This is a genomic window from Arenibacter antarcticus, from assembly GCF_041320605.1.
In the GTDB taxonomy this organism is placed as follows: domain Bacteria; phylum Bacteroidota; class Bacteroidia; order Flavobacteriales; family Flavobacteriaceae; genus Arenibacter; species Arenibacter antarcticus.
In genome coordinates this window covers 2,148,303-2,171,189 of sequence record NZ_CP166679.1, presented here as the reverse complement: position 1 = coordinate 2,171,189, position 22,887 = coordinate 2,148,303, and the positions used below count along the sequence as shown (strand labels likewise).

Below are 22,887 nucleotides of genomic sequence, written 5' to 3'. Positions count from 1 at the left end.
TATCACAGAGAAAAAGTAGGGAATCTATAGTTATCGAAGCCCATTCTAAAACTGAGCCATGACCCAAAAGTGAGGCAGCCCGACTGTTGACTTCCAGTAGAAAAAAAAGGTATTGCCAAGTTATGGATTATAGCATCTGTATGCATTCACACACTAAAGAGCAGACCATCAGAAATTTACAAAAGTATCGTATGACTTCGCCATGCCAAGAAATTAAAGTAGAGGCGGCAATTGGGAAAGATGTGTGACCCGCGCTCATCTTGGCAAGGTAATATAAGGCCGAAGGGGATTACCAAGCATCCCCATCAGTTCCGCTTACAGAACACCATATTCAATTAAGTCAACATATTGACTACAACTATTACTGGAATATTAAAATTTCCAGAAATTGTACTTAATCCTATATTAAAGGGAAAATATAGGAATAAGTTTTCTATTCCTTTACAAAAACCAGATCATATTTTACCGTAACCGTATCCCCTACCACTATTTGACCAAACATGGCCGTTGGGGCTTTCATTCCATAATCCTGCAAGGTGATTTTATATTCCCCCTGGATGCGATGGCCTTTGTCCATTGCTGTGATTTTGGAGGGGAGGCCAACCACTTGTTCCACTCCAGCAATAGTTAATCCACCATTAATCGCAACACTACTATTCTCCGTAATGTCTTTAAAGTTAAAAGAAATTTCGGGATGTTGTTCCGATTTAAGGGCACCGTGCATTTTCTTATCCATAGCAGCACCACGTTCACTCTTTATGTTAGACACGGGAACCTTAAGCGCCAAGTTCACAATTTTTTTACCGTAGGACATTGACCCTTGCATACCACTGGCCGCAACGGTCCAGTCGTGCATTGTAGAAGTTCCACTAATGGTTAGAACACTTTCTTCGGACAGCTTGTAGCTATCTTGGGAATAACCGATTAAGACAACGAACAATAAGGATAATAAGGATAATTTATTTCTCATACCAGTAATTTAAATTTTATAATTGGCCCTTGTAAAGGACTACTCATCCAATACGGTTTGCCAAAACTGTACTTGTTCTTCCTTGCTAGGTTGTACTTTGGGACTTACCAATCTAAATCCTATAAAATTGGAATCGGTATTCCACCAAAAGCTTTTTGGAATCTGTGGATCTCTTTTTTGCAATTTCAAACTAGATGCAACTCTAGCTGATGACCTTAAATCATCGGCATCATCATCCCAAGAACCACCTCTGATCACTCTGGGATGGATTACCGTAGGTTTTACCCATGGATTTTTGGATTCTGTAATGGCATAAGCATCTTCCTTATACTCATCCAAGGTCCATTCCGATACATTTCCGTGTATATCGTATAGCCCCCATGGATTAGGTAGTTTGGTACCTACCTTGGCATAATGGTTGTCGGCATTTTTATAATATACGGCATAATCATCAATTTTTGAAACGTCATCACCAAAAGAATAGGCAGTTTCTGTCCCCGCTTTAGCAGCATATTCCCATTCCGCTTCTGTAGGTAATCTATAAAATTTTCCAGTAACAGAGCTCAACCACTTACAAAACACTAATGCTGAATAGGCTGACATGCTTATCGCCGGATATTGGCTTTTTCCCATCCCATAAGACGGATCTTCATAAGGGGGACTAGGTCTTGTAATAGCATCTATAGCATTCAATTTATCTGCTTCCAAATCTTGAAACAAGTTTTGGTTTTGCTTAAAAAATAGCTCGAAAATCTCCCATGTAACTTCATATTTTCCCATATAAAAGGCATCGAGTTCTACCTTTTTCCTAGGTCCCTCATCCGCCTTTCTATTGGCTTCTGACTCGGGGCTTCCCATCAAAAAGCTTCCTTCCGGTATCAAAACCATATCAAAAGCTACCTCTGTGGTAGGAATATTTTCAATATAAGACGCCTTTACTACTTTTTTCTCTACGTTTCCCACGATGGCAGGAGCGGTAGATTTACAGGACCCCAAGGCAACTAACACCATGACTGGCAAGAAAATTTGATATAGGGTTGTTGGGAATTTTGAAAACGAAATATAGTGCATCGTAAGTGTTTAAATTTATTTCGTAAAAATATTACTAATTTTCCAATAAGGCGAACCTCCTAGACAAAATTACGTGGCACATCGCTATAAATTCTATGGTTTCAGAAGCATAATCCCACATAAAATTTCGTAATATTGAGTATAATCAATATCATCCGCTATGAAATTTAAAATATGGAGCCTAATGCTAATAGGCCTATTTGTCTGTACTTATAGTTCGTACGGCCAAATGAAGAAGGTGGCCACTGTAGAGGGTATTACCGAATATCAAATGGAAAATGGACTTAAAGTGTTACTATTTCCAGACAACTCTGCCCAGACTATTACCGTAAATATTACGTATCTGGTGGGATCCAGACATGAAGGTTATGGGGAAAAGGGAATGGCTCATTTATTGGAACACATGGTCTTTAAAGGCACCCCTAACCATCCAGACATCCCAAAAGAGTTAAGCGCTCATGGCGCAAGACCTAATGGCACTACTTGGTACGACCGTACCAATTATTTTGAAACCTTCAATGCCACAGAAGAAAATCTAGATTGGGCCTTAGATCTAGAAGCAGACAGAATGGTAAATTCCTATATCGCTAAAAAGGATTTAGAAAGCGAATTTAGTGTAGTGCGGAACGAATTTGAAAGCGGGGAAAACAATCCCTCAAGGGTGCTTATGCAAAAGGTGATCAACGCAGCTTATCTATGGCATAACTACGGCAATAGCACGATTGGAAACAGGTCTGACATTGAACGTGTTCCCATTGAAAACCTGAAGGCTTTTTACAAAAAATTCTACCGCCCGGACAATGCAATTCTTATGGTCACTGGTAAGTTCGACGAAAGTAAAACATTAGCCTTGATAAATAAAAAGTTTGGTGAAATTGAAAAACCTGTTTCTCCATTAAGGGATTCGTATACCGTAGAGCCCGCACAAGATGGAGAAAAAACAGTCCAACTTAATCGTGTTGGAGAATTGCAGATCGTCTCGACTATGTACCATACTCCAGCTGGTTCCCATGAGGATTATGCCGCTGTATCCTTAATAGAAAATGCCTTGACGGATGAACCTTCAGGCAGACTCTACAAGGCATTGATTGAAACGAACAAGGCCTCTTCCGTTTGGTCTTTTTCACCTTTTACCAAAGAGCCAGGTTTTTTATATATAAATGTCGATGTGCCCTCGGATAAAAATGCAGACGAAGCTGAAAAAGTACTTAAGGAAACTTTGGACGCTATAAAAACGACGCCTCTAACCCAAGAAGAATTAGAACGCGCCAAAGCCAATCTTTTAAAACAAACCGATCAAATCTTTAGAAATTCGTCCTATTTAGGTACCTACATGAGCGAATTTATCGGTGCAGGTGATTGGCGACTGGCATTTATACAACGTGATAGAATTGAAAACACTAGCCTAGAAAAGATAAATGAGATCGCCAAAAAATATTTAATTACCACCAATAGAACCATTGGTAGATTTATACCTACCAAGGAGCCTGAACGAGTAGAGATAGAACACACTCAAAATCTAGATGCTCTGGTAGCCGAATATAAAGGCAAGGAAGATATGGGCACAGGGGAAGCATTCGATGTTTCCTATGATGCCATTCAATCCAGATTGGATATGGGCCAGCTTTCTAATGGTATTGAATATGGGATTATCGAAAAAGGCAATCGAGGCAAAACAGTCAGGGTTAGTTTTAGTACTAGAAATGGCAACGTGAAATCATTATCCAACAAAGGTGTTGTTCCGTCCTTTACTGCAAGCATGCTAGACAAGGGCACCCTCTCCAAAAAAAGACAGCAGATAGAGGACGAATTGAGCAGATTAAAATCTTCAGTATCATTTAGAGCCAGTAATGGAAATGTTTATGCCAATGTAGTTTCGACCGAGGAGAACCTCATGTCCACTTTGGCTTTAATGACCGAAATGTTAAAAACTCCATCTTTTGAGGCTACGGAGTTAGAAAAATTAAAAACCGAAACCTTGGCTTATTTAGAAAGCAATAAGACTGAACCTCAATATTTGGCTTCCAAAAGATTATCACAGTTAAACAACCATTATCCTAAGGGGCATCCATTATATGCCATGACCGTTACCGAAGAAGAGGCAGCCATACGTGCTATATCGACAGAGGACCTTAAGGCATTTCACAAATCCTTTTACGGATTGGGCAGGTCTATTATGGTTGGTATTGGGGATATGCCGTCTCCAGAGGTCATATCTTTTATGGAGGGGGAATTTGCTAATTACAAGAGCAAATATCCGTATGAGAGGCTTAAAGACCCTTATTCGGATTCCCAACCCATCAACGAAGATATCCTTACTCCAGACAAAAAAAATGCCATGACGCTTGGAAACTTGAACATTAAAATTAGTCAGGACGATGAGGATTATGCTGCATTAAATATAGCGGCTACCATTTTGGGTGGTGGTTTTCTAAATTCAAGGATTGCAGAAAGGTTGCGACAGAAAGATGGGGTGAGTTATGGTGCAGGTGCCGGATTCCAAGCCGATTACAATGCCGATGACCAAAATTCGTCGCTGTATCTATATGCCATTTACGCACCTGAAAACTACAGCAAGGTACAACAGGGGTTTTCAGAAGAATTAGATCGTTTTATAAAAGATGGTATTACGGAGGACGAATTGAAAGATGCCGTCAATGGATGGATCCAGGAGGAGAACGTATCTCGCGCTAAAGACGGTGAATTGGCCAACCTAATCAATAATAACATTTTCTATGGCCGCAATATGGACTTCCAAAAGAAGCTGGAAGAGAAAGTAAAAAACCTAACCGTAACAGAGGTCAACAAAGCGATCCAAACCTACATTAATCCCTATAAGGAATGGACGGTTATAAATGCAGGAGATTATAAAAAATAAATTCAGTCAATTTAAACAGCCTATAAACGATGCTTTTAGGCTGTTTTTTAGCGGAAACATTGTTCATCCCTATTGGCCAATATCCATCGCTTCAAACCCAATAAGCGCCCCGTCATTAAAAACTGGAGAAACCGATAGTGGATTACAACAAACCTCACAATCTTCCACATAAGTCTGCCTAGTTATGGAGGGGTCCAATAACATGGATATTTCTTCCCAACAATAAGGACATTGAAAAAAGTGTTCGTACATATTTCATTTTTTTTAGTGGATTGCCTATATCGGCTGGCACAACCATTTGATTACCGCTCTACAGCTAGTCTTGGTAAAACTTAAAAACAATAAAAAATCTATTAAACTTTGGGGGTCTCATCCTCCTAACCTAAAGTTACAGATTATTACCTTAACCTAGGATCAAGCTCAAAAGCTGTGTAGTTAAAATTATCAGGTAAGTACAATAACAATAATCTACCTTTTAACACGCCTTTCAATACTTTTTTCCATCGATGAAATGCTTAGCATTCATGAATTCCATTAAAAAACAATAGATAAGCATATGAATAAAAAAGTATTCAAAAAAATCTAGGCTTATTTCTCCTTTCTTGAAATCTACGGGCTTTCCACAGCCACAGCGCCCAGGCCGCTTTCACAAAGGTGAAGATGCGCTGCCGGACGCCTTCCTTAAGCCAATGTGGAAACCCCTTGATTTACTACTAAAGGAGAAAATAGGCCGAAAACTTTTGGTAGACACCACTTGTGAGGCCATCCTTATCCGTAGAATAGGTTTAAAAAAGCTCCGAGATTCAGCTTTTTATTTTTCAAAAAGCGCGGAGTTTTTAAACCGGTTTTTTGATCTGATCTAAAAAATTCATCTGGATAAGGTGTCTTTTCTTTTGTTTCGTTTTCTTTGGACAAGCAAAGAAAATGAAAGAGAATTTGGTTGAAGGGAAAGGTATAGATTAATCGAGCTCCATAGAATAAATCCTATTAAAATCAATATTAATCATTTACATGAACACAACAATTAGTCATGATCCTTAACCTATGTCCTTGGTTTAGCAAATGGACTTTTTCGAATTATAAAAAAAGAGGATGCCAACCAGCACCCTCTCACACTAACCAACAAAATCTATTGACAAACATTAACTATTCTTCCATTTCATCCTCGAATTTTGTATCTGCCATTTTTGTCATATTCGCATTAAAATCTTTGAATTTATTTTCCCCTTTTCCCTTATCGTAATCCAAAACTAAAAATTGCCCGGAATTCATATTTTCTAAACCGTCAAAGGAATAAATATTATTGTTCTGGATCTGGAGCACTTGTAGACTTGCTAATTCACCAAACTCCTTCGGAATAGCGCCTCCCAATTCGTTATTTGCAAGCACCAGTTCCCTTAATTTCCCTAATCTTCCCATTTCCCTAGGGATAGCCCCAGTTAATTGGTTATCAAACAGTCCAAGCTGCTCTAAATTGGAGAGTTCTCCCAAGGAATAGGGAATACTGCCAGATAGATTGTTACTAGATAAATTGAGGTCCTTTAAATTACATAAATTGCCAAGACTTTCGGGGATATGTCCGGATAGGAAATTATTAAAAACGGTAAACTTCTCCAAAGCTGTCATATCCCCCAATTGGGATGGAATTTCCCCTTCCAATCTGTTCATTTCCAACTTTAAAACCTTTAATTCACTGAGATTGGAAATACTTATCGGAATTGTACCCTCTAAACTATTAAAAGCAAGATTAAGCTGTGCCAATTGCTCTAGATCCCCAAGGCTAGGCGGCAGGTTTCCTTTTAAGTTATTCCTAAAAAGGTTGATCCCTACAACATGTCCAACCTTCACAGTTATTCCGTGCCACGTTTCTACCGGAGCATGTAGGTTCCAACCCTTGTCCCAGGATTCCCCATTAGTTGCAGAATATAAGTCCAACAGTGCATTTTTTTCCCTCTCAGAAACTTGCGCATGCAAACATTGACCTAAGATGATTACGGTAAATAAAAGTAGAACTCTTTTCATGCTGATTAATATCCGTTTGTAAGAATTAGGAATTACCCTACAAACTAAGGCTTTTTATGGATAAACAGCAAAAATATTCGATAAACCGTATGAGTAACTCCCGTATTTGTTGTGAAAGCACAGAAAGTCATGGTGAAAGAACTAATCTCTTAGCACCAACCCCATATACAATTCATTGGAATACTAAATGGCCTAAAGCATTTTCACCTCTAATTCGTCCAATGCAAGGGTGAGCTTTTCCCAATCCTTCATTAGTCTTTCCAAGTCCTTTTTTTTCTTTTGATAGGAATCAAAGAAATTAGGTTTAGCAATGGCAGTATCATAATCCATTAGAAGATCGTGATCAATTGTCGCAATTTGCTTTTCTAAATTGGCAATCTCGCTTTCAGTGGAACTCAATTTATTTTTTAGTGATTTAAGCTTTTTTTGTTCTTCAAAGCTTACGTTCTCAACTTTTGATTTTTCTTTTTTTTTGCTTTGGACAGGGTCTTTTTTCTCTATAGCCCGGAAATCAGCTACTTTCCGTTCCTCTAAATAAAAATTAATATCACCTAAATATTCTTTTATCTTTCCGTCCTTAAACTCATAGACTTTATTGGTTAATCCTTGAAGGAAGTCCCTATCATGACTCACCAAAATTAGTGTCCCATCAAAATTTTGTAGTGCTCTCTTTAGAACATTTTTCGACTTAATATCCAAGTGGTTGGTAGGTTCATCCATAACCAAAACATTAAAGGGCTGCAATAACATCTTTGCTAAGGCCAAGCGGTTACGCTCCCCTCCAGAAAGCACCTTTACATATTTGTCTACCTCATCTCCCCTAAACAGAAAAGATCCTAAAATGTCCCGCACCTTACTCCTATTAGTTTCATTGGCCGCATCGAACATAGTATCCAGAATAGTTTTATTGCCATCCAAGTATTCTGCCTGATTTTGCGCAAAATATCCGATCTGCACATTATGTCCCAATTTTAAATGTCCTTTATGCGCCAGATCACCAACCAGTATTTTTGCCAAGGTAGACTTACCTTGACCGTTTTGACCAACGAAAGCGGTTTTGGTATCTCTTTCTATTAATAAGTCAATGCCCTGCAAAACATGGTTATCTCCATAGCTTTTACATAAATCTTCCATTTCCACTACTACCTTTCCAGGGGTAACTGAAATTTGAAACCTCAGGTTCATGACACTATTATCATCCTCATCCACCTCTATACGCTCCATTTTATCAAGTTTTTTGATCAAGGATTGCGCCATGGAGGCCTTGGTAGATTTTGCCCTAAACTTTTCTATCAATCGCTCTGCCTGTTGTATCTCCTTTTCCTGATTTTTTTGTGCGTTCAACTGCTGTTGCATCATCTCATTCCGCAATACCAGGTACTGGGAATAGGGTTTGTTGTAATCATAGATCCTCCCCAAAGAAATTTCTATAGTACGATTAGAGACATTATCCAGAAACATCTTATCATGGGAAACGATCATTACTGCCCCAGTATAGTTTTTCAGGAAGTTTTCTAACCAAATTATGGACTCTATATCCAAGTGGTTAGTAGGCTCATCCAGCAAAAGTACATCGTTACTTTGCAGCAGTAATTTGGCTAGTTCTATCCTCATTCGCCACCCTCCAGAAAAAGTTTCTGTCTTTTGGTCAAAATCCTCACGTTTAAATCCAAGTCCCAACAAAACCTTTTCAGTTTCACCTTCGTAATTATACCCTCCTAAAATTTCGAAATGATGGGTTACATCGTTAAGGTCTACTATAAGTTGACTATAACTTTCTGTTTCATAATCCGTACGTTCCGCCAATTGATGGTTAATCTCATCCAATTTCATCTCCAGCTCCTTGATCTCCACAAAGGCTTGGTGCGACTCCTCCATAACAGTTCTACCCTGTTCAAAATCGATGTCCTGCCGCAGGAATCCCATCTTAAGATCTTTATCGGATGCTATGGTCCCGGAATCAATGGGCATGTCTTTAGACAATATTTTCAAAAGAGTAGATTTCCCCGCCCCGTTCTTACCAATTAGTCCAACCCTGTCTCCAGAGTTTAGTCGGAAAGATATTTCTTCAAATAAATATTCGCCTCCAAAAGAAACGGAGAGGTTATGGATATTCAACATAATTTTAGACAATTTTCAGAATGAATCAATATACAATGATGTATTTTTACGTAAACTTTTGCAAATGTTAAAAAAAGGAAACAAACTCTACAGTATTTTAACAGGAACTTGTCCTAAATGCCACGAAGAAAGCATGTATATGGATAAGAACCCTTATAATATGTTAAACATTTTTAAAATGCACGACCGTTGCTCCCATTGCAACACCAAATATAAAATTGAACCCTCTTTCTTTTTTGGTGCAATGTATGTTAGCTATGGTGTAGGGATAGCCTTTGGAGTCGCTGCTTTTGTCATTTCTTTTTTATTTTTAAAAACTTCATTAATAACTACGTTTATCGCAATTACCTTGACGTTAGTTGTATTTATGCCTTTTATAATTAGGGTGTCCAGGAATATATGGATCAATCTTTTTGTGCATTACGATCCAAATGCTATCAAAACAAAGTCCTAACTTTTATTAGCGTATCGGGAAATATCCATTTCCTTTTCTATGGGTTTATTGTTCTCCACCAAATCATAAAGCTGTTGGGCTGCAGCCGGAGCTACAATAACCCCACGTGACCCAAAACCATTTAAGGCATACAAATTGGCATGTTGGGGATGTCTTCCCACTAGGGGCCTCCTATCCTGTACCGTTGGCCGAACTCCGGCCACATGATCTACCACTTCGTAGGGGCATCTAATAAAGCTATTTAACTTTTTAAGTAATTCTGTCTTGGCAGCATCAGTTGGGACATTGGTCTTATCCTCTCTATTATAGGTAGCCCCCACTCTATAAAGGTCAGTTCCCATTGGTATTATAAATACGGAAGATTTAATTACATTGGATTCTTTTAACAAGGGCGCCTTGACAGTTAACAGCTCCCCCTTGGTCCCATTCAGTGGTAAATAGTTGAAATAGGGGTTAACCCTTAACCCGAACCCAGTGGCAAAAACAATTTGTTTGGCGACAATGGATTTGTATTCTACATGGGAACTATCAATGTTAAGCTCCTCAAAATTAAAAGTTTCCGGCACTAACAACTTCTTGTCCAAAAGAGACCTCTTATAGGCATCCACCAAATTGGCAGTATCCAATCTTCCGGTGCCCAAGACCTCTCCATATCCAAACGGTGCCTCTATATGCATGTTATCATTGAATATCAGATCAGGGGATAGAAAGGGTTTTAAATTCGGCTTATCTGCCGCTTCAAACCAAAGGTTCTGTTCTTCAATAGAATTAAACCTCCTCAGCACTGGCAATTTATAAAGTAGTCTACTGTTTAACTTCAACTCCAAGTCCCGGTAGAATGGCATTGCCATTTCCAATTGTTCCTTTACATTCCATGCTAAAGTAAATCGTTTTAAAATAACTGGATTGTAAAGTCCGCCAGCTACCACGGAAGAGATTTGGGAACTATCGCTAATTGCTATAAACGATTTGTTATTTTTTTCGAGTACCTCACAAAAGGAAATACCTGCTAGCCCCATGCCAACCACTAAATAATCTACCATGGTGCAAAAGTAGACAAGGAATTTTAATTCTTGATCAAAAAGGGAAACTAAAACAGTTCCTAAACAGCAGTTCCTCTTTAATCTTCAAAAACTTGCCATGGAAATGTGGTTACTGGAAATTGACCCTCCATAATAACGCTTCCGAAGGATTAATAAACATCCTACAAAAAAAAGTGCCACATCCAAGGATGTGGCACTTTAATAGATGTATGAATTGGAATTATTCTAGGCTAATACGCCCACATGTCTTGCTCCCTGTCCCGGATAACTTCTTTTATCCGCTTAGACTCCAACAGCTGGAAAAGGGCGTTATCGGAAATGTAATCCTTGATCTCCCGATCTCCGTGCACATTGTCCTCCTTATAAATGGTAGCATTGAACCTTCTGGCATTCAACAACATATCAAATGAGATCGGCTGTGCGGAATTTCGTTGATTAAACACTTTTGCTTCGTGCAGGATCTGACGGGCACTGGGATACCAAACCCAAAATAATGGCACTTTTGCCTCGGCCAAATCCATAGACTCATCGTCTATAAAGTTAACATCAGGAGCCACTGGGGCTATCCCCAATAACCTGTATTTTAATTCTCCCTGTCTTTTGTCAAAATACCAGATGCCCTTTATTAGGTATTCTTCTAGATCTGCAGCCACAAGGTTCCTACGGTTTATATATTCTGGAGATATTGATTCGCCGGCATTATATTGCTCATAGCCAAAATCTGTAGTATCCACTTTTTGCAAAGTGGCTTCCAAATCACTAAAATTTCTTTTTTCCGTAAAATAGGAATCCACATAGATGTCCTTAAGATTTCCGTTTTTAATGTTTTTGATCAAAACATCGTACAGCGACCTTCTATCGGAACCAATGTCAATGGTATCTAAAGGATAGTACAAAGGGAAATTGACACGCTCGTCCAGATCAATTACCTCCCATACCGTTTTGGACCATAGGATATCCCTATCGTCCACATAACCATAAGGCAAAGGAGCATCATTATCCTTCATCATCTGCGCATTAGTTTTCTGTCCTATTTCCTGTGGCTTTTTCGCATTAAGGATATTTGCTTGAGCCGAAATGGATACAGGCAATAGCGTTACAGCTCCAATTAACAACACATTTTTCCAATTCATCTGTTTAAATTTATTATTTTAACAACTTAGACCTGCCTTCCAGCAGGTATAAATTACCAATGGCAGTTGGTAGGTTCAAAACCATCTGCCATGGCTAATTTCATTAAAATTATTAACTACTAGTTTGTTATCTCCACAACAACCGGAGATACTTTTTTTAGTTTATAGCCTTTGTTGTTTGTAATATAGGCTTCAATATCAAATATCTGAACTGCATCTCCACGACTAGCTCTTCTAAGAGCAGACTTCGCTCTGGCGTCCAATTTATTTCCGTTTACATCAACCGTTGGTTGTCCGGGAACTTTAAATTTAAAGCCACTTACCGCAAGGTTAAGGTCAAAATCGAAATCTTCCAACAAGGCACCTACCGTAGAGATCTCCAAGTTTTGTTTTCCCATTATTGCACTACCTGATTCTCCTCTAATAGAACCTGATGGTCTTGGGATATCCTTTATTCTAAACTCAGAAGAGGTTTTAATCATTTGACCATCTGGCAATTTACCTGAGGCCGTAATAGAAACCGTTCTTCCAGTTCCAGGGTTCATAGTATACTTACTTCCACTTTGCTTGGAAAGACCAGCAGCCGAAGCACTCACATTGTTATCAGGAATACCAGGAATGGAGATAGTGATCGGGTTTGATACCCCACGGTAAACCACGTTCATCTTATCTGCGGAAATTACCGCTGCATTAGGTTTGGTAATGGTAGCAAATGTAGAGGAAACTGGTACTTCTGTACGCTCTCCATCTTGTATAAACACCAAATTACCTGCTATCTTGTGGTCACCAGCACTTCCAGCACTAATTGTCAACCTTACTTTCCCGTCTTCAATAACGTAATCTGCACCTTCGTTTAGTTTTCTTCCATCTAAGGTAAGGTTTACTTCATTGGGTTTTGTACTAGCATCCTTACGCCCTAACACAATATTTCCAGAAAATTTTTCTCCGGCATAAAAAGCAGATTTTTCCTGCTCCAATAATGTGGTATAGTTGGTCATGGAAACTTCACTACTCAACTGCCCTTGTAACATAGCCTTTAGAGCATCCTCTTCCGTAGATTTAATATCTGCCTGTAGCGAGGTTAACTTTGTATAGGAGGCAATTAGCGGATATCCTTCAAAATTGTAGTTTAACCATTCTTGTTTGGTACCATCTCGTTTTTCTACCATTCCATTTTCGTCTCCGGTTTCAAACCTGGCTTGTACTGAAGATTTTACAGCCTCTAATTCTGTGGGCATTGCTGCAGAAATTTGTGTGCGATAGTCCACCAATTTATCCAAGAATTCTTTTCCTTCGGCACTTATCTGCCCACCCTTAAAGAAACGTTGATCCAAATAATCGGTCATATCCATTACTTGGTAATCTTTGGGATCTTTAATATTGGCCATCATTTCCTTTTTCAAGCCCTCCAAATAAGCATAATACTCCTCGGACAATTCTTTGATTTTCTTCGCATCTGCTAAAAGAGGTCCAAATTTCTCCTTGTTTTCTGACGCTTTTGTTTCAAGGCCACTTAGGAAAGCTAGGTTATTTTCCGTGGTTTTCACATTTGAAACTTCTAACTTTTCGTTCATAAGACCGAAAGCTGATAGCACTTCTTTTCCCATATTTAGGGCCAACATCGCAATGAAGATCAAATACATTAGATTGATCATCTTCTGACGTGGTGTTTCTTTTCCTCCTGCCATTTTCTAATTAGTTTTAATTATTAATTGATTTGGGTTTGGTTATAGAAAGGCAACTAATTAGTTTCTATTCATTGCGGACAACATACCTCCGTACACTCCATTTAAGGAAGAAAGGTTTGTGGCCAATGATTCCATTTGGTCTTTTAAGGCAGTGGAATTATGTACTACTTCCTCATTGATGGAAGCTTGTCTGCTTGCACTTTCCAATTGCACCTTGTAAAGGCTGTTCAAAGATTCCATTTGAGCGGCAGCTTGTACCATTTCATCAGAATACTTTCTGGTAGATTCCATAGCATCTACCGTAGGAGCGATACCTTTGGCAGCACCTTCAAAATTTTTGATACTGGATCCAAGGCTTTCCATAAGACTGGCATCTACACCGGCTTCCTTTAAAAGTTCATCTAATTTCCTAGATAATGAAGTTTCAGCATCCTTAACCTCAGCGACGGAATTTGATCTATTTGCAATTTCTGCACCATTCAATTCCGGATATACTAAAGACCAATCATATTCATCATCTACTGGTTCAAATGCACTTATAGCGAAGATCAAAGCTTCTGTAATAAGTCCGACAGCCAACAGCAATCCACCTGTTAATGGACCAAATTGCCAGTGAAGAATTTTGAATAAGGCCCCTATAATTACGATAGACGCACCTAGGCCGTAGGCCATGTTAAATAATTTTTTTGTTGATTTTGATTGTGCCATAATTTTGAATTTAATAATATTAATAATAAGTATTTGGTTTTTGGTTGATCAAGTATTAAAAATAAGTTTGGTTCTACTAATAGGTTGAATCCTCTTCACCCATGTAATCTTGTACGGTTCTAAAGCCAATATAACTACGTGCAGAATCTTGGTATTCGTAATCCCTAGTACTAACTTGTAGGAAATAAGCAACATCTTTCCAAGACCCACCTCGAATTACTTTTCTGGCATTCTGTGAAGAACCAGCATTGGGGTTCATGGTAGATACATATTCATAAGAATTTGGATCGTAACTACTATTGGTCCATTCAGACACGTTACCTGCCATGTTATAAAGATTATAATCGTTTGGTTCAAAGGATTTAGCCTCTACGGTATACAAGGCTTCATCTGCGGCATAATCTCCCCGTTGTGGTTTAAAATTCGCCATAAAACAACCTGTATCACTTATGACATAAGGACCACCCCATGGATAAGTTCCACTTTCTATGCCCCCCCTTGCAGCATACTCCCATTCTGCTTCGGTAGGCAACCTAAAGCGGTTAACAAATTGCTTGTTCCTACTTTTTTGGTCATCGTTCTTGTATTTGGTCCTCCAATTGCAGAACGCTTGAGCCTGCTGCCACGTAACCCCTACAACAGGATAGTCACTATAGGCATCATGCCAAAAATAATCATTGTGCATTGGCTCGTTATAGGAGTAGGAGAAATCCCTGATCCATACAGTCGTATCTGGATATATCTCCAGTTCTTCCTGTTTTATGTAATCTTTTCTGCTACCTTTTTTCGCTCTGGCAGCTGCCTCGATATCCATCCAGGTATACTTGTACTTTAATTTAGCAACATCTACATGACGTTGGCCATTGTACGACTCCTCCTCAGAAATATACATGGAATCGATCATGATTTCCGCGTAGTATTCATCGGGGTATTTGGAAATATCCCAAATTAATCTTGGTTTTTTATTCAATGCCCTTCCTTCGTAACCAGTTTTTCCCATTCCTGAGTAATTGTCCAGCATATATTTATCATACACAGAAGCGTTGGTGGTATCTGCATCTTTAAATGCGTATTCCCCAATTCCTCCATCTTCGGGACCCAACCCAAGTTCATCTGCTAAGATGGCCAATTTGGTCCTAGCTATCGAATCCTTTACCCATTCCACAAACTGACGATATTCGCTGTTCGTAATTTCGGTATCATCCATGTAGAACGACCTTACTGTAACGGTTTTTGCGGGAGCATTGAGAATCTTTGCCTGATCTTCCTCGCTTTTCCCCATGATAAAAGCACCACGTGGAATTAACACCATGCCATAGGGTTTTTCTGGATACCATTTATTTCCTTTAGCTCCTACAAGCTCTCCTTTTGTTTTGGACCCACAACTTGAGAGTAAAAAAACAAATGCTATAGATGACAACAATAGCTTCTTCATACGTTTGGTTAAATTTCGATTATGATTACAAATACAAACACAAGTATTATTCTCTAAAACTGCTTTTTAAATAATTTATTGTATAAAACCTTATTATACGCCAAAATTTTTCAACTTAATTAAACCCTTTTTTATAGGCCTTAAACCACCTCTCAGGAATATTTTGATCACACGCATCTAAATAATCCAATTCGGTGCATGGTAATAACGCAGGTGAATTTGTTTTAGTATGTGCCGTTAAAATTGAGGGGACCTCTACCCACCATCTTTCGCTAAGATGACTTTTATAGAAGATGAGATACTCGTTTTCCGTAGGAACAGTATACTTCGTGAAGTCATTATTATTACCATCTGGAGTTTCCTGAATCCTAAAATTAAGCCCCTCTATAAAATACCAGATCAACTGTGAAATAAGCTGAAAGGATTGATTGTTATTCTCACATTCATAAATCCCAAAGACGGATATGTTATCGCTTATCCCAGCATATCTGGCTATAGTGCATATTTCCCGTCCGGTAAACCCATTGGGGGAAAAATTATTGGGCAACCCCATTTCTCCCGCACGTATGGCACGGGCGTCTAGACTAACCAAATGCGCATTTCTCAGCACCGGTTCTGCCAAGGCAATGTTGGAAATCAATTCACCCAACCTGTAATAATCAAAAAATAAACGCTCCATGAGATCCATTTCTTCCTGGGAATTAAAATAGCTCTGGTATCCTATATTTGAAAAATTAAAAAGATTATTGGGCTTGTCGGTTATGATCTTGCTCATATAGGAGTGGGAGGAAATAAAATCCTCATCCAATCCAAAATCGAACCTACTATCTATGGCCACTAAATTGACCATATTTTTAAGTCCGTCAAAAGCCCTATAAGTTGGATAGGTGATGTCTTGGGTGGCCCCTATAACTATAGGAATTATATTCTTAGTGATCAATTCGGCCACTACCCCTTTCACTACAAAATAAGTATCCTCTACGGTATTACCAGGCTCCACATCCCCTAGATCGGCAATGGTGGTATTCCAATTCCCTTTCATTAGACTATATAACTGCAGCCTAATTCCAGAAAGATCTAAAGGTTCCGTTTTCTCCTCAAAGGCATTCCTAGCTTCATTTACTCCCAAAATCGCCACATTAACGTTGGCTAATTCGGGAAGACCATGACTTAGGGAATGTTTCAGAATATGTTTCCCCAATGTCTGGGAAGGTAATAATTCGCAATGGGCCATAACCCGTTCGTTAACGGGCATTAAAAAATCGAATGCCATATTATTTTTTAGCCTTTGGTTTGGTCTTTGTTTTTTTCTTGGGTGTTTTTTTGTCGATCAACTCTTTCGCTTGCTCCAAAGTGATCTTGGTAGCGTCCACATCTTTGGAAACCTCAACTTTTATCTTGCCCTTTAATATGTTATGCCTCCCCCATCTAGCTTTTTCAATACGGATACCTTCTTCTGGCCATTCCTGTATTAATTTATCTATTTCCTTCTGTTTTTTGGCCTCTATTATTTCCCCAATATCGGTTTCGCTAAGGCTATCGTAATCATATTTCTTGATTATATTGATAAACATCCCGTCCCATTTAATAAACGGGCCAAACCTTCCGACTCCTTTGGTAACTTCTTTATCCTCATACATGGCGATAGGGGCATCTGCTCTCTGCTTTTCCTCAATAAGTTCTACAGCCCTGTCCATATCTATTTCCATGGGATTTTCATCCTTGCCCATAGAAATGAATTTTTTTCCGAATTTAATGTACGGGCCAAATCTCCCTGCATTAGCCTCTACTTCTTCCCCTTCAAAAACTCCCAACTTTCTTGGCAATTTAAACAGGTCCATAGCCTCTTCATAACTGATACTATTTAGGGATTGATCTGGCAGTAAACTTGCAAACAAGGGTTTCTCCTCATCGTCAACGGTCCCAACTTGCACCATAGGCCCAAATCGGCCCAGCCTAACGGACACCTGTCTTCCTGTTTTGGGATCTGTACCCAAAATACGCTCTCCACTTGCCCTATCAGCATTTTCTTCCACGTGCAATACTTTTGGATGAAAATCGCTGTAAAAATTCTTCATCACCTTTTGCCAATCTTCCTCACCTGAAGCAATAAGATCAAATTCTTCCTCCACCTTGGCGGTAAAGTGATAGTCCAAAATAGATTCGAAATGACTGACCAGAAAATCCGTTACGATCACCCCAATATCAGTGGGCACCATCTTCCCTTTATCCGACCCTACATTTTCAGACAATTGCTTGGTTCCAATCTCATCAGACTTAAACAGCAGTTGCACGTATTTCCGCTCTGCTCCTTCTATACTACCTTTATCTACATAGCCCCTATTTTGTATGGTAGAGATGGTAGGTGCATAGGTAGAAGGTCTCCCTATCCCTAATTCCTCCAATTTCTTTACTAAGGATGCCTCTGTAAATCGGTATGGCGCCCTACTAAAGCGTTCAGTAGCAGTTATGTATCTGTTTTCCAATTGCTCCCCTTCCTTCATAGCTGGAAGCATCCCCTCTTGTTCTTCTGAAATATCCTCTTCATCCGTTCCCTCTAGGTAAACCTTTAAGAAACCATCAAATTTGATAACCTCTCCATTGGCTGTAAACTCTTCCTTATGGGTATTGGTTTTTATCTTTACATTGGTACGTTCCAATTGTGCATCGCTCATTTGGGATGCTAGGGTACGTTTCCATATCAGTTCGTATAATTTGGCCTGATCTCTTTCTAGGGAAGGTGACTGATTGGTCATTTCCGTAGGTCGAATGGCCTCATGGGCTTCTTGTGCGCCTTTGGACTTGCCTTTAAAATTCCTGACCTTGCTGTATTCCTCTCCGTAATTACTTATTATGGCATCCTTGGCGGCATCTATCGCTTCTGTGGATAGGTTAACACTATCGGTCCTCATATAGGTGATTAACCCAGCTTCGTATAAACGCTGTGCCACTTGCATAGTCCTAGAGACCGAAAAATACAATTTCCGCGAAGCCTCCTGTTGTAGAGTAGAAGTAGTAAACGGGGCTGCTGGAGATTTTTTTGCAGGTTTTTTATCCAAACTGGCCACTGAAAAATTGGCCCCTATATTCTGTTTTAAGAAATTTTCCGCAGCTTGCTCACTGGAATATGTCTTATTTAATTTGGCGGTAAATATACTGCCATCATGGGTCTTAAATTCTGCCGATATCCTAAATGCCGCTTCAGGGACAAAAGATTCTATATCCCTTTCCCTTTCCACGATTAATCTTACGGCAACCGATTGTACCCTACCTGCAGAGAGGCCTGGTTTTATTTTTTTCCACAATACTGGGGATAGTTCGTACCCCACCAAACGGTCCAAAACCCGTCTTGCTTGCTGTGCATTGACTAAATTGTAATTAATTTCCCTTGGATTCTCAATGGCTTTCTGGATGGCCGACTTGGTAATGGAGTTAAAAACGATTCGTTTTGTTTTATCCTTATCCAACTTTAGCTCCTCTGCCAAATGCCAAGAAATGGCCTCACCCTCTCGGTCTTCATCACTTGCCAACCAAATGGTTTCCGCTTTATTAGCTAAATCCTTTAGTTTTTTAACCAGCGCCTTTTTATCAGTATCCACAATATACTTCGGAGCAAAACCATTATCTACATCCACACCCAATTCATTGGAAGGTAAATCGGCAATATGCCCAAAACTGGAGGCTACCTTAAATTCCTTTCCTAAAAATTTCTCAATAGTCTTTGCCTTAGCAGGGGACTCTACAATCACTAAATTCTTTGCCATTAACTCGTTTTTGGTGAAGCAAAAGTAATTGATTTTTTTAATTTGATGCCATCCCAACCATATATGACGAAAATAACATCCGGCAAAAACAGGTGATTTTATTGGGGATGTCTTATAAAATTTTCAATAATTGGCGTTCCCCGAATAGGTAAATACTGGTTTACCCTCCTTGCAAATAAGTCCGGTAGGCTTTGCTACCATGGCACAGTCAGATATAATACCATTCCGTCTATTATAGTCCGCCACACCACTATTGTACTGCTCTACTTTAGCGAGAAAAAGAGTTACATCTATTTTGGTAGAATAGGCGATATAAGAATTAGGCCCCCCACAAGGTTTCGACCCAAAGGCCGTAAAACTCCAAAAATCACTGTCTTCACAAGTTTGGCTGTCGGCCATTTTCTGTATTTCCTTGTACAGGCTTTTCAACTCCGTTTCATCAAATGGCTTACTATCATCATTTGAACAGGACGGCATCGAGAAAAAAAAGAACCCCAAAATAAAAACATTTCTAAAGGCAAGAAAGCACACCATATATATTAGCTTAATTTTAAAATACTCAATAACTCTATATCACCTTCCAAGTATAAATACTGATAAATGACCCCATCACCGACCATTAAAAGATGATCTTTTAAGGGAATTACATCTAAAGTATTTATATCCTTAAAGTGATTTATTAATACTAAATTTTCTACATCGGTCTTATCGTACACCTTGAGGCCGGAGGTCCCATCACACACAAATATCATTTCATCCTTCACCCCAAGCCCATACGGACTGTCCATTGGGTAGGTTTTTAATAGGGTTGGTGATGTTATATCGGAAATATCAACAACAAAAAGTCCGCTTTCCGTGGCCCCACAAAAATTTCCGCCCCTTAGGGTAACAAAGGCGTAATCTCCGTCTACTACAACGGGGTCACAGGCGGTCCCATGCTGAAATTCAGAAACAAAGGTAGGCACGGCCGGGGTGGAGATATCATATATATACATCCCCCGCATACTACCCAAGAAGAGCTGATCGCCTCTATTAAAAATGGTCTCTATATCAAAACCGGCATAAACATCTTCCAAATCTTTGGGATTAGCAAGATCCTGAATATTAAACACGTTAATAGAATGATTGTCTACGGCGTACAAATAATCGTTTACTATTTTAAACCTGGCTAGGGATCCTCCCTGACCAGTATTAGATTGTGACTTGGTAGCATTGGCAAGTGCAAAGTCGAATTCCAGAGAAAAGCGCTGATCAACCTCCTCTATAAGCCTTCTTTCTGTTACGGTTTCCCAACCCACTACAATTTCAGCATTATAATCTATTCCCTCCCATTCAAAGATATCGACCCCCAAAGGAAAGACCACATTGTCTCGCAATACATTCTCCAATCTGATCACCATTTTAATATGTTGTATATCTGTAATATCCAACACCAACAGATCCGTAATACTATCAGCATAAAGAAAATTATCCTTAATGGAGATATCCACGTTCCTAGGTATTTTTATAAATGCAATCTTTTTTGGCGCCTTAGGATTGCTATTGTCCACCACATGCACTCCTTTAAATTGATCATTCACAAAAATATAATCCCCATAGACGTATATTTTTCCCGATTTCTCCATGGGGATGGGCGCCACTATGGAGACATCCTGCTTAAACTCGGATTTACTCATCTTGATAGGTTTGGCCACCAAGTACTCTGCGTATTGGCGATCGTCTGTATCATCGCAGGAGACAAGACCCAGCATGACCGAGACAACAATTAATACTAAAATATTTTTCATATGTAGATATTTATTGATTTTTAACGGTCCTATGTAAGTCACATATCTTCATTTGTATTCGCGACAACTATTCGGTCATGTTCATTTCACAGGTAAAGGTTTCGCTAGACTACACGTTTATAGACAGATACCAATACTTGAATAAAGTTGCGTTTACAATCTAATAAGTTTACCCACTACTGACAACTTAAAACCACTCTTTAATCCCAACTCCTTTAAAACAAAATATCCGTAGTTTTCAAATTCCATTGTTCCATAAAAGTCGCATCGTATTTTAGTTAATTTTTAACTGTCAATATGTCATATATTTCTATATAACACTATATTTGCAAACCATAAATGCTGATAGCAAATTTACCATAAAATGGAAAAGACAATAGATGAGTCCGCACAAGGAACAGCTTTATCGTTAAAAGTAAAGGAAAATAGTTCCCGAAAATTATATATAGAGAGCTATGGCTGTGCTATGAATTTTTCGGACAGTGAGATAGTGGCTTCCATATTATCTAAAGAAGGATTTAGCACCACCCAAGAATTAGAGGATGCAGATTTAGTTCTTGTAAACACGTGTTCCATTAGGGAAAAGGCAGAGCTTACCATCCGCAAGCGTTTGGAGAAATTCAATGCCGTTAAACGCCTCCGTCCCCACATGAAAGTGGGAGTTTTAGGTTGTATGGCAGAAAGATTAAAAGCTAAATTACTGGAAGAGGAAAAAATAGTAGATATGGTTGTAGGCCCAGATGCCTACAAAGACCTTCCCAACTTAATAAGGGAGGTAGATAGCGGCCGCGATGCCGTGAACGTACTCCTATCCAAAGAAGAAACCTATGGTGATATTTCTCCGGTCCGCCTAAACACCAATGGAGTGACCGCTTTTGTATCCATAACCCGTGGGTGCGACAATATGTGTACTTTCTGTGTGGTCCCCTTCACTAGAGGCAGGGAGAGAAGTAGGGACCCACAATCTATCTTGGAAGAGGTAGGAGACCTTGTCAGCAAGGGCTATAAGGAAGTAACCTTACTAGGACAAAATGTGGATAGCTACCTGTGGTACGGAGGCGGATTAAAGAAAGATTTTAAGAAAGCCTCGGAAATGCAAAAGGCCACCGCTGTTAATTTTGCCAATCTCTTGGAAATGACAGCACAGGCACATCCAAAATTACGGATCCGCTTCTCTACTTCCAACCCTCAGGACATGACCTTAGAGGTAGTTAAAGTGGTTGCAAAATACGAGAATGTCTGTAACTACATACACCTTCCCGTCCAAAGCGGCAGTAACCGAATCCTTAGGGAGATGAACAGGTTGCATACCCGTGAGGAATATTTGGAATTGGTGAAAAATATCTTGGAGATTATACCGGATTGCTCCATATCCCAAGATATGATATCTGGCTTCCCAACAGAGACCGAAGAGGACCATCAGGACACCCTATCGTTAATGAGAGAGATCAAATACGAATTTGGCTATATGTACTCGTATTCTGAAAGACCGGGAACCGCCGCGGCAAAAAATTTGGTAGACGATGTACCCGAAGAAACTAAAAAACGAAGACTTGCAGAAATCATTGCCTTACAGCGCGAACACGGTCATTACAGAAGTAAGCAAAAGATTGGAAAGACTGTAGAAGTACTGATAGAAGGAAACTCCAAGAAATCGGAGCAAGATTGGATGGGAAGGAATTCCCAAAGTTCTGTCGTAGTTTTCCCCAAGGAAAATTATAAAATTGGAGATTTTGTAAATGTTAAAATCACGGATTGCACCTCGGGAACACTATTGGGTGTACCTGTAGGTTATTCTCATAATAATTAAAAA

The 22,887-nt window shown here is 39.3% G+C and carries 17 protein-coding genes; 3 read left to right on the top strand and 14 right to left on the bottom strand.

Annotation, left to right across the window (positions count from 1 at the left end):
• Positions 1 to 433: 433 nt before the first annotated feature.
• Complete coding sequence (locus KCTC52924_RS08905) at positions 434 to 970, bottom strand: YceI family protein (protein WP_251806377.1); 537 nt, start codon at positions 968 to 970, stop codon at positions 434 to 436.
• A 39-nt stretch (positions 971 to 1,009) separates the two neighbouring features.
• Entirely contained in the window at positions 1,010 to 2,041 is a 1,032-nt protein-coding gene (locus KCTC52924_RS08900) for an SUMF1/EgtB/PvdO family nonheme iron enzyme (RefSeq protein WP_251806376.1), read from the bottom strand.
• Between the two features lie 160 nt (positions 2,042 to 2,201).
• On the opposite strand from KCTC52924_RS08900, the gene KCTC52924_RS08895 reads away from it, so the two are divergent.
• Positions 2,202 to 4,919 carry a pitrilysin family protein gene (locus KCTC52924_RS08895; RefSeq protein WP_251806375.1) on the top strand — a complete coding sequence of 906 codons (2,718 nt, stop codon included), beginning with the start codon at positions 2,202 to 2,204 and terminating at the stop codon, positions 4,917 to 4,919.
• A gap of 69 nt (positions 4,920 to 4,988) precedes the next feature.
• Here the strand turns inward: KCTC52924_RS08895 and KCTC52924_RS08890 are convergent, their stop codons facing one another.
• The 3 genes from KCTC52924_RS08890 to KCTC52924_RS08880 form a co-directional block, all read right to left on the bottom strand.
• Positions 4,989 to 5,171 carry a CPXCG motif-containing cysteine-rich protein gene (locus tag KCTC52924_RS08890; RefSeq protein ID WP_251806374.1) on the bottom strand — a complete coding sequence of 61 codons (183 nt, stop codon included), beginning with the start codon at positions 5,169 to 5,171 and terminating at the stop codon, positions 4,989 to 4,991.
• 894 nt (positions 5,172 to 6,065) lie between these two features.
• Complete coding sequence (locus KCTC52924_RS08885; RefSeq protein ID WP_251806373.1) at positions 6,066 to 6,941, bottom strand: hypothetical protein; 876 nt, start codon at positions 6,939 to 6,941, stop codon at positions 6,066 to 6,068.
• Positions 6,942 to 7,133: 192 nt separating this feature from the next.
• Positions 7,134 to 9,062, bottom strand: coding sequence for an ABC-F family ATP-binding cassette domain-containing protein (locus KCTC52924_RS08880; protein ID WP_251806372.1), 1,929 nt, complete (start codon positions 9,060 to 9,062; stop codon positions 7,134 to 7,136).
• A gap of 64 nt (positions 9,063 to 9,126) precedes the next feature.
• On the opposite strand from KCTC52924_RS08880, the gene KCTC52924_RS08875 reads away from it, so the two are divergent.
• Positions 9,127 to 9,516 carry a DUF983 domain-containing protein gene (locus KCTC52924_RS08875; RefSeq protein WP_251806371.1) on the top strand — a complete coding sequence of 130 codons (390 nt, stop codon included), beginning with the start codon at positions 9,127 to 9,129 and terminating at the stop codon, positions 9,514 to 9,516.
• On the opposite strand, the gene KCTC52924_RS08870 is transcribed toward KCTC52924_RS08875, so the two are convergent.
• The 9 genes from KCTC52924_RS08870 to KCTC52924_RS08830 form a co-directional block, all read right to left on the bottom strand.
• Positions 9,513 to 10,559 carry an FAD-binding oxidoreductase gene (locus tag KCTC52924_RS08870; RefSeq protein ID WP_251806370.1) on the bottom strand — a complete coding sequence of 349 codons (1,047 nt, stop codon included), beginning with the start codon at positions 10,557 to 10,559 and terminating at the stop codon, positions 9,513 to 9,515. The two genes, KCTC52924_RS08875 and KCTC52924_RS08870, sit on opposite strands and share 4 nt — an antisense overlap.
• 230 nt (positions 10,560 to 10,789) lie before the next feature.
• The gene (gene gldN, locus KCTC52924_RS08865) at positions 10,790 to 11,692 is read right to left on the bottom strand and encodes a gliding motility protein GldN (RefSeq protein ID WP_251806369.1); all 903 of its coding nucleotides are present in this window, start codon (positions 11,690 to 11,692) and stop codon (positions 10,790 to 10,792) included.
• 119 nt (positions 11,693 to 11,811) lie between these two features.
• Positions 11,812 to 13,380: a gliding motility protein GldM gene (gldM, locus tag KCTC52924_RS08860; RefSeq protein ID WP_251806368.1), complete on the bottom strand. Its 1,569-nt coding sequence runs from the start codon at positions 13,378 to 13,380 to the stop codon at positions 11,812 to 11,814.
• A 57-nt stretch (positions 13,381 to 13,437) separates the two neighbouring features.
• Positions 13,438 to 14,088 carry a gliding motility protein GldL gene (gldL, locus tag KCTC52924_RS08855; protein ID WP_251806367.1) on the bottom strand — a complete coding sequence of 217 codons (651 nt, stop codon included), beginning with the start codon at positions 14,086 to 14,088 and terminating at the stop codon, positions 13,438 to 13,440.
• A 76-nt stretch (positions 14,089 to 14,164) separates the two neighbouring features.
• Positions 14,165 to 15,523, bottom strand: a complete 1,359-nt coding sequence (gldK, locus tag KCTC52924_RS08850; RefSeq protein WP_251806366.1) for a gliding motility lipoprotein GldK — start codon at positions 15,521 to 15,523, stop codon at positions 14,165 to 14,167.
• Between the two features lie 115 nt (positions 15,524 to 15,638).
• A complete protein-coding gene (locus KCTC52924_RS08845; RefSeq protein ID WP_251806365.1) occupies positions 15,639 to 16,796 on the bottom strand; it encodes a formimidoylglutamase in 1,158 nt (385 codons plus the stop codon).
• Between the two features lies 1 nt (position 16,797).
• Positions 16,798 to 19,287 (bottom strand): type I DNA topoisomerase, encoded by a 2,490-nt coding sequence (gene topA / locus KCTC52924_RS08840; protein ID WP_251806364.1) that lies wholly within the window; start codon positions 19,285 to 19,287, stop codon positions 16,798 to 16,800.
• Between the two features lie 123 nt (positions 19,288 to 19,410).
• Positions 19,411 to 19,764: a hypothetical protein gene (locus tag KCTC52924_RS08835; protein WP_251806363.1), complete on the bottom strand. Its 354-nt coding sequence runs from the start codon at positions 19,762 to 19,764 to the stop codon at positions 19,411 to 19,413.
• Positions 19,765 to 19,826: 62 nt separating this feature from the next.
• Positions 19,827 to 21,074 (bottom strand): LVIVD repeat-containing protein, encoded by a 1,248-nt coding sequence (locus KCTC52924_RS08830; RefSeq protein ID WP_251806362.1) that lies wholly within the window; start codon positions 21,072 to 21,074, stop codon positions 19,827 to 19,829.
• Between the two features lie 364 nt (positions 21,075 to 21,438).
• Here KCTC52924_RS08830 and miaB point away from each other — a divergent pair, with 364 nt between their 5' ends.
• Positions 21,439 to 22,884: a tRNA (N6-isopentenyl adenosine(37)-C2)-methylthiotransferase MiaB gene (gene miaB / locus KCTC52924_RS08825; protein WP_251806361.1), complete on the top strand. Its 1,446-nt coding sequence runs from the start codon at positions 21,439 to 21,441 to the stop codon at positions 22,882 to 22,884.
• The last annotated feature ends 3 nt before the right edge of the window (positions 22,885 to 22,887 follow it).

Coding starts and splice junctions, on each gene's coding strand:
- KCTC52924_RS08905 (WP_251806377.1), bottom strand. CDS start 970: ATGAGAAATAAATTATCCTTATTATCCTTATTGTTCGTTGTCTTAATC.
- KCTC52924_RS08900 (WP_251806376.1), bottom strand. CDS start 2,041: ATGCACTATATTTCGTTTTCAAAATTCCCAACAACCCTATATCAAATT.
- KCTC52924_RS08895 (WP_251806375.1), top strand. CDS start 2,202: ATGAAATTTAAAATATGGAGCCTAATGCTAATAGGCCTATTTGTCTGT.
- KCTC52924_RS08890 (WP_251806374.1), bottom strand. CDS start 5,171: ATGTACGAACACTTTTTTCAATGTCCTTATTGTTGGGAAGAAATATCC.
- KCTC52924_RS08885 (WP_251806373.1), bottom strand. CDS start 6,941: ATGAAAAGAGTTCTACTTTTATTTACCGTAATCATCTTAGGTCAATGT.
- KCTC52924_RS08880 (WP_251806372.1), bottom strand. CDS start 9,062: ATGTTGAATATCCATAACCTCTCCGTTTCTTTTGGAGGCGAATATTTA.
- KCTC52924_RS08875 (WP_251806371.1), top strand. CDS start 9,127: ATGTTAAAAAAAGGAAACAAACTCTACAGTATTTTAACAGGAACTTGT.
- KCTC52924_RS08870 (WP_251806370.1), bottom strand. CDS start 10,559: ATGGTAGATTATTTAGTGGTTGGCATGGGGCTAGCAGGTATTTCCTTT.
- gldN (WP_251806369.1), bottom strand. CDS start 11,692: ATGAATTGGAAAAATGTGTTGTTAATTGGAGCTGTAACGCTATTGCCT.
- gldM (WP_251806368.1), bottom strand. CDS start 13,380: ATGGCAGGAGGAAAAGAAACACCACGTCAGAAGATGATCAATCTAATG.
- gldL (WP_251806367.1), bottom strand. CDS start 14,088: ATGGCACAATCAAAATCAACAAAAAAATTATTTAACATGGCCTACGGC.
- gldK (WP_251806366.1), bottom strand. CDS start 15,523: ATGAAGAAGCTATTGTTGTCATCTATAGCATTTGTTTTTTTACTCTCA.
- KCTC52924_RS08845 (WP_251806365.1), bottom strand. CDS start 16,796: ATGGCATTCGATTTTTTAATGCCCGTTAACGAACGGGTTATGGCCCAT.
- topA (WP_251806364.1), bottom strand. CDS start 19,287: ATGGCAAAGAATTTAGTGATTGTAGAGTCCCCTGCTAAGGCAAAGACT.
- KCTC52924_RS08835 (WP_251806363.1), bottom strand. CDS start 19,764: ATGCCGTCCTGTTCAAATGATGATAGTAAGCCATTTGATGAAACGGAG.
- KCTC52924_RS08830 (WP_251806362.1), bottom strand. CDS start 21,074: ATGAAAAATATTTTAGTATTAATTGTTGTCTCGGTCATGCTGGGTCTT.
- miaB (WP_251806361.1), top strand. CDS start 21,439: ATGGAAAAGACAATAGATGAGTCCGCACAAGGAACAGCTTTATCGTTA.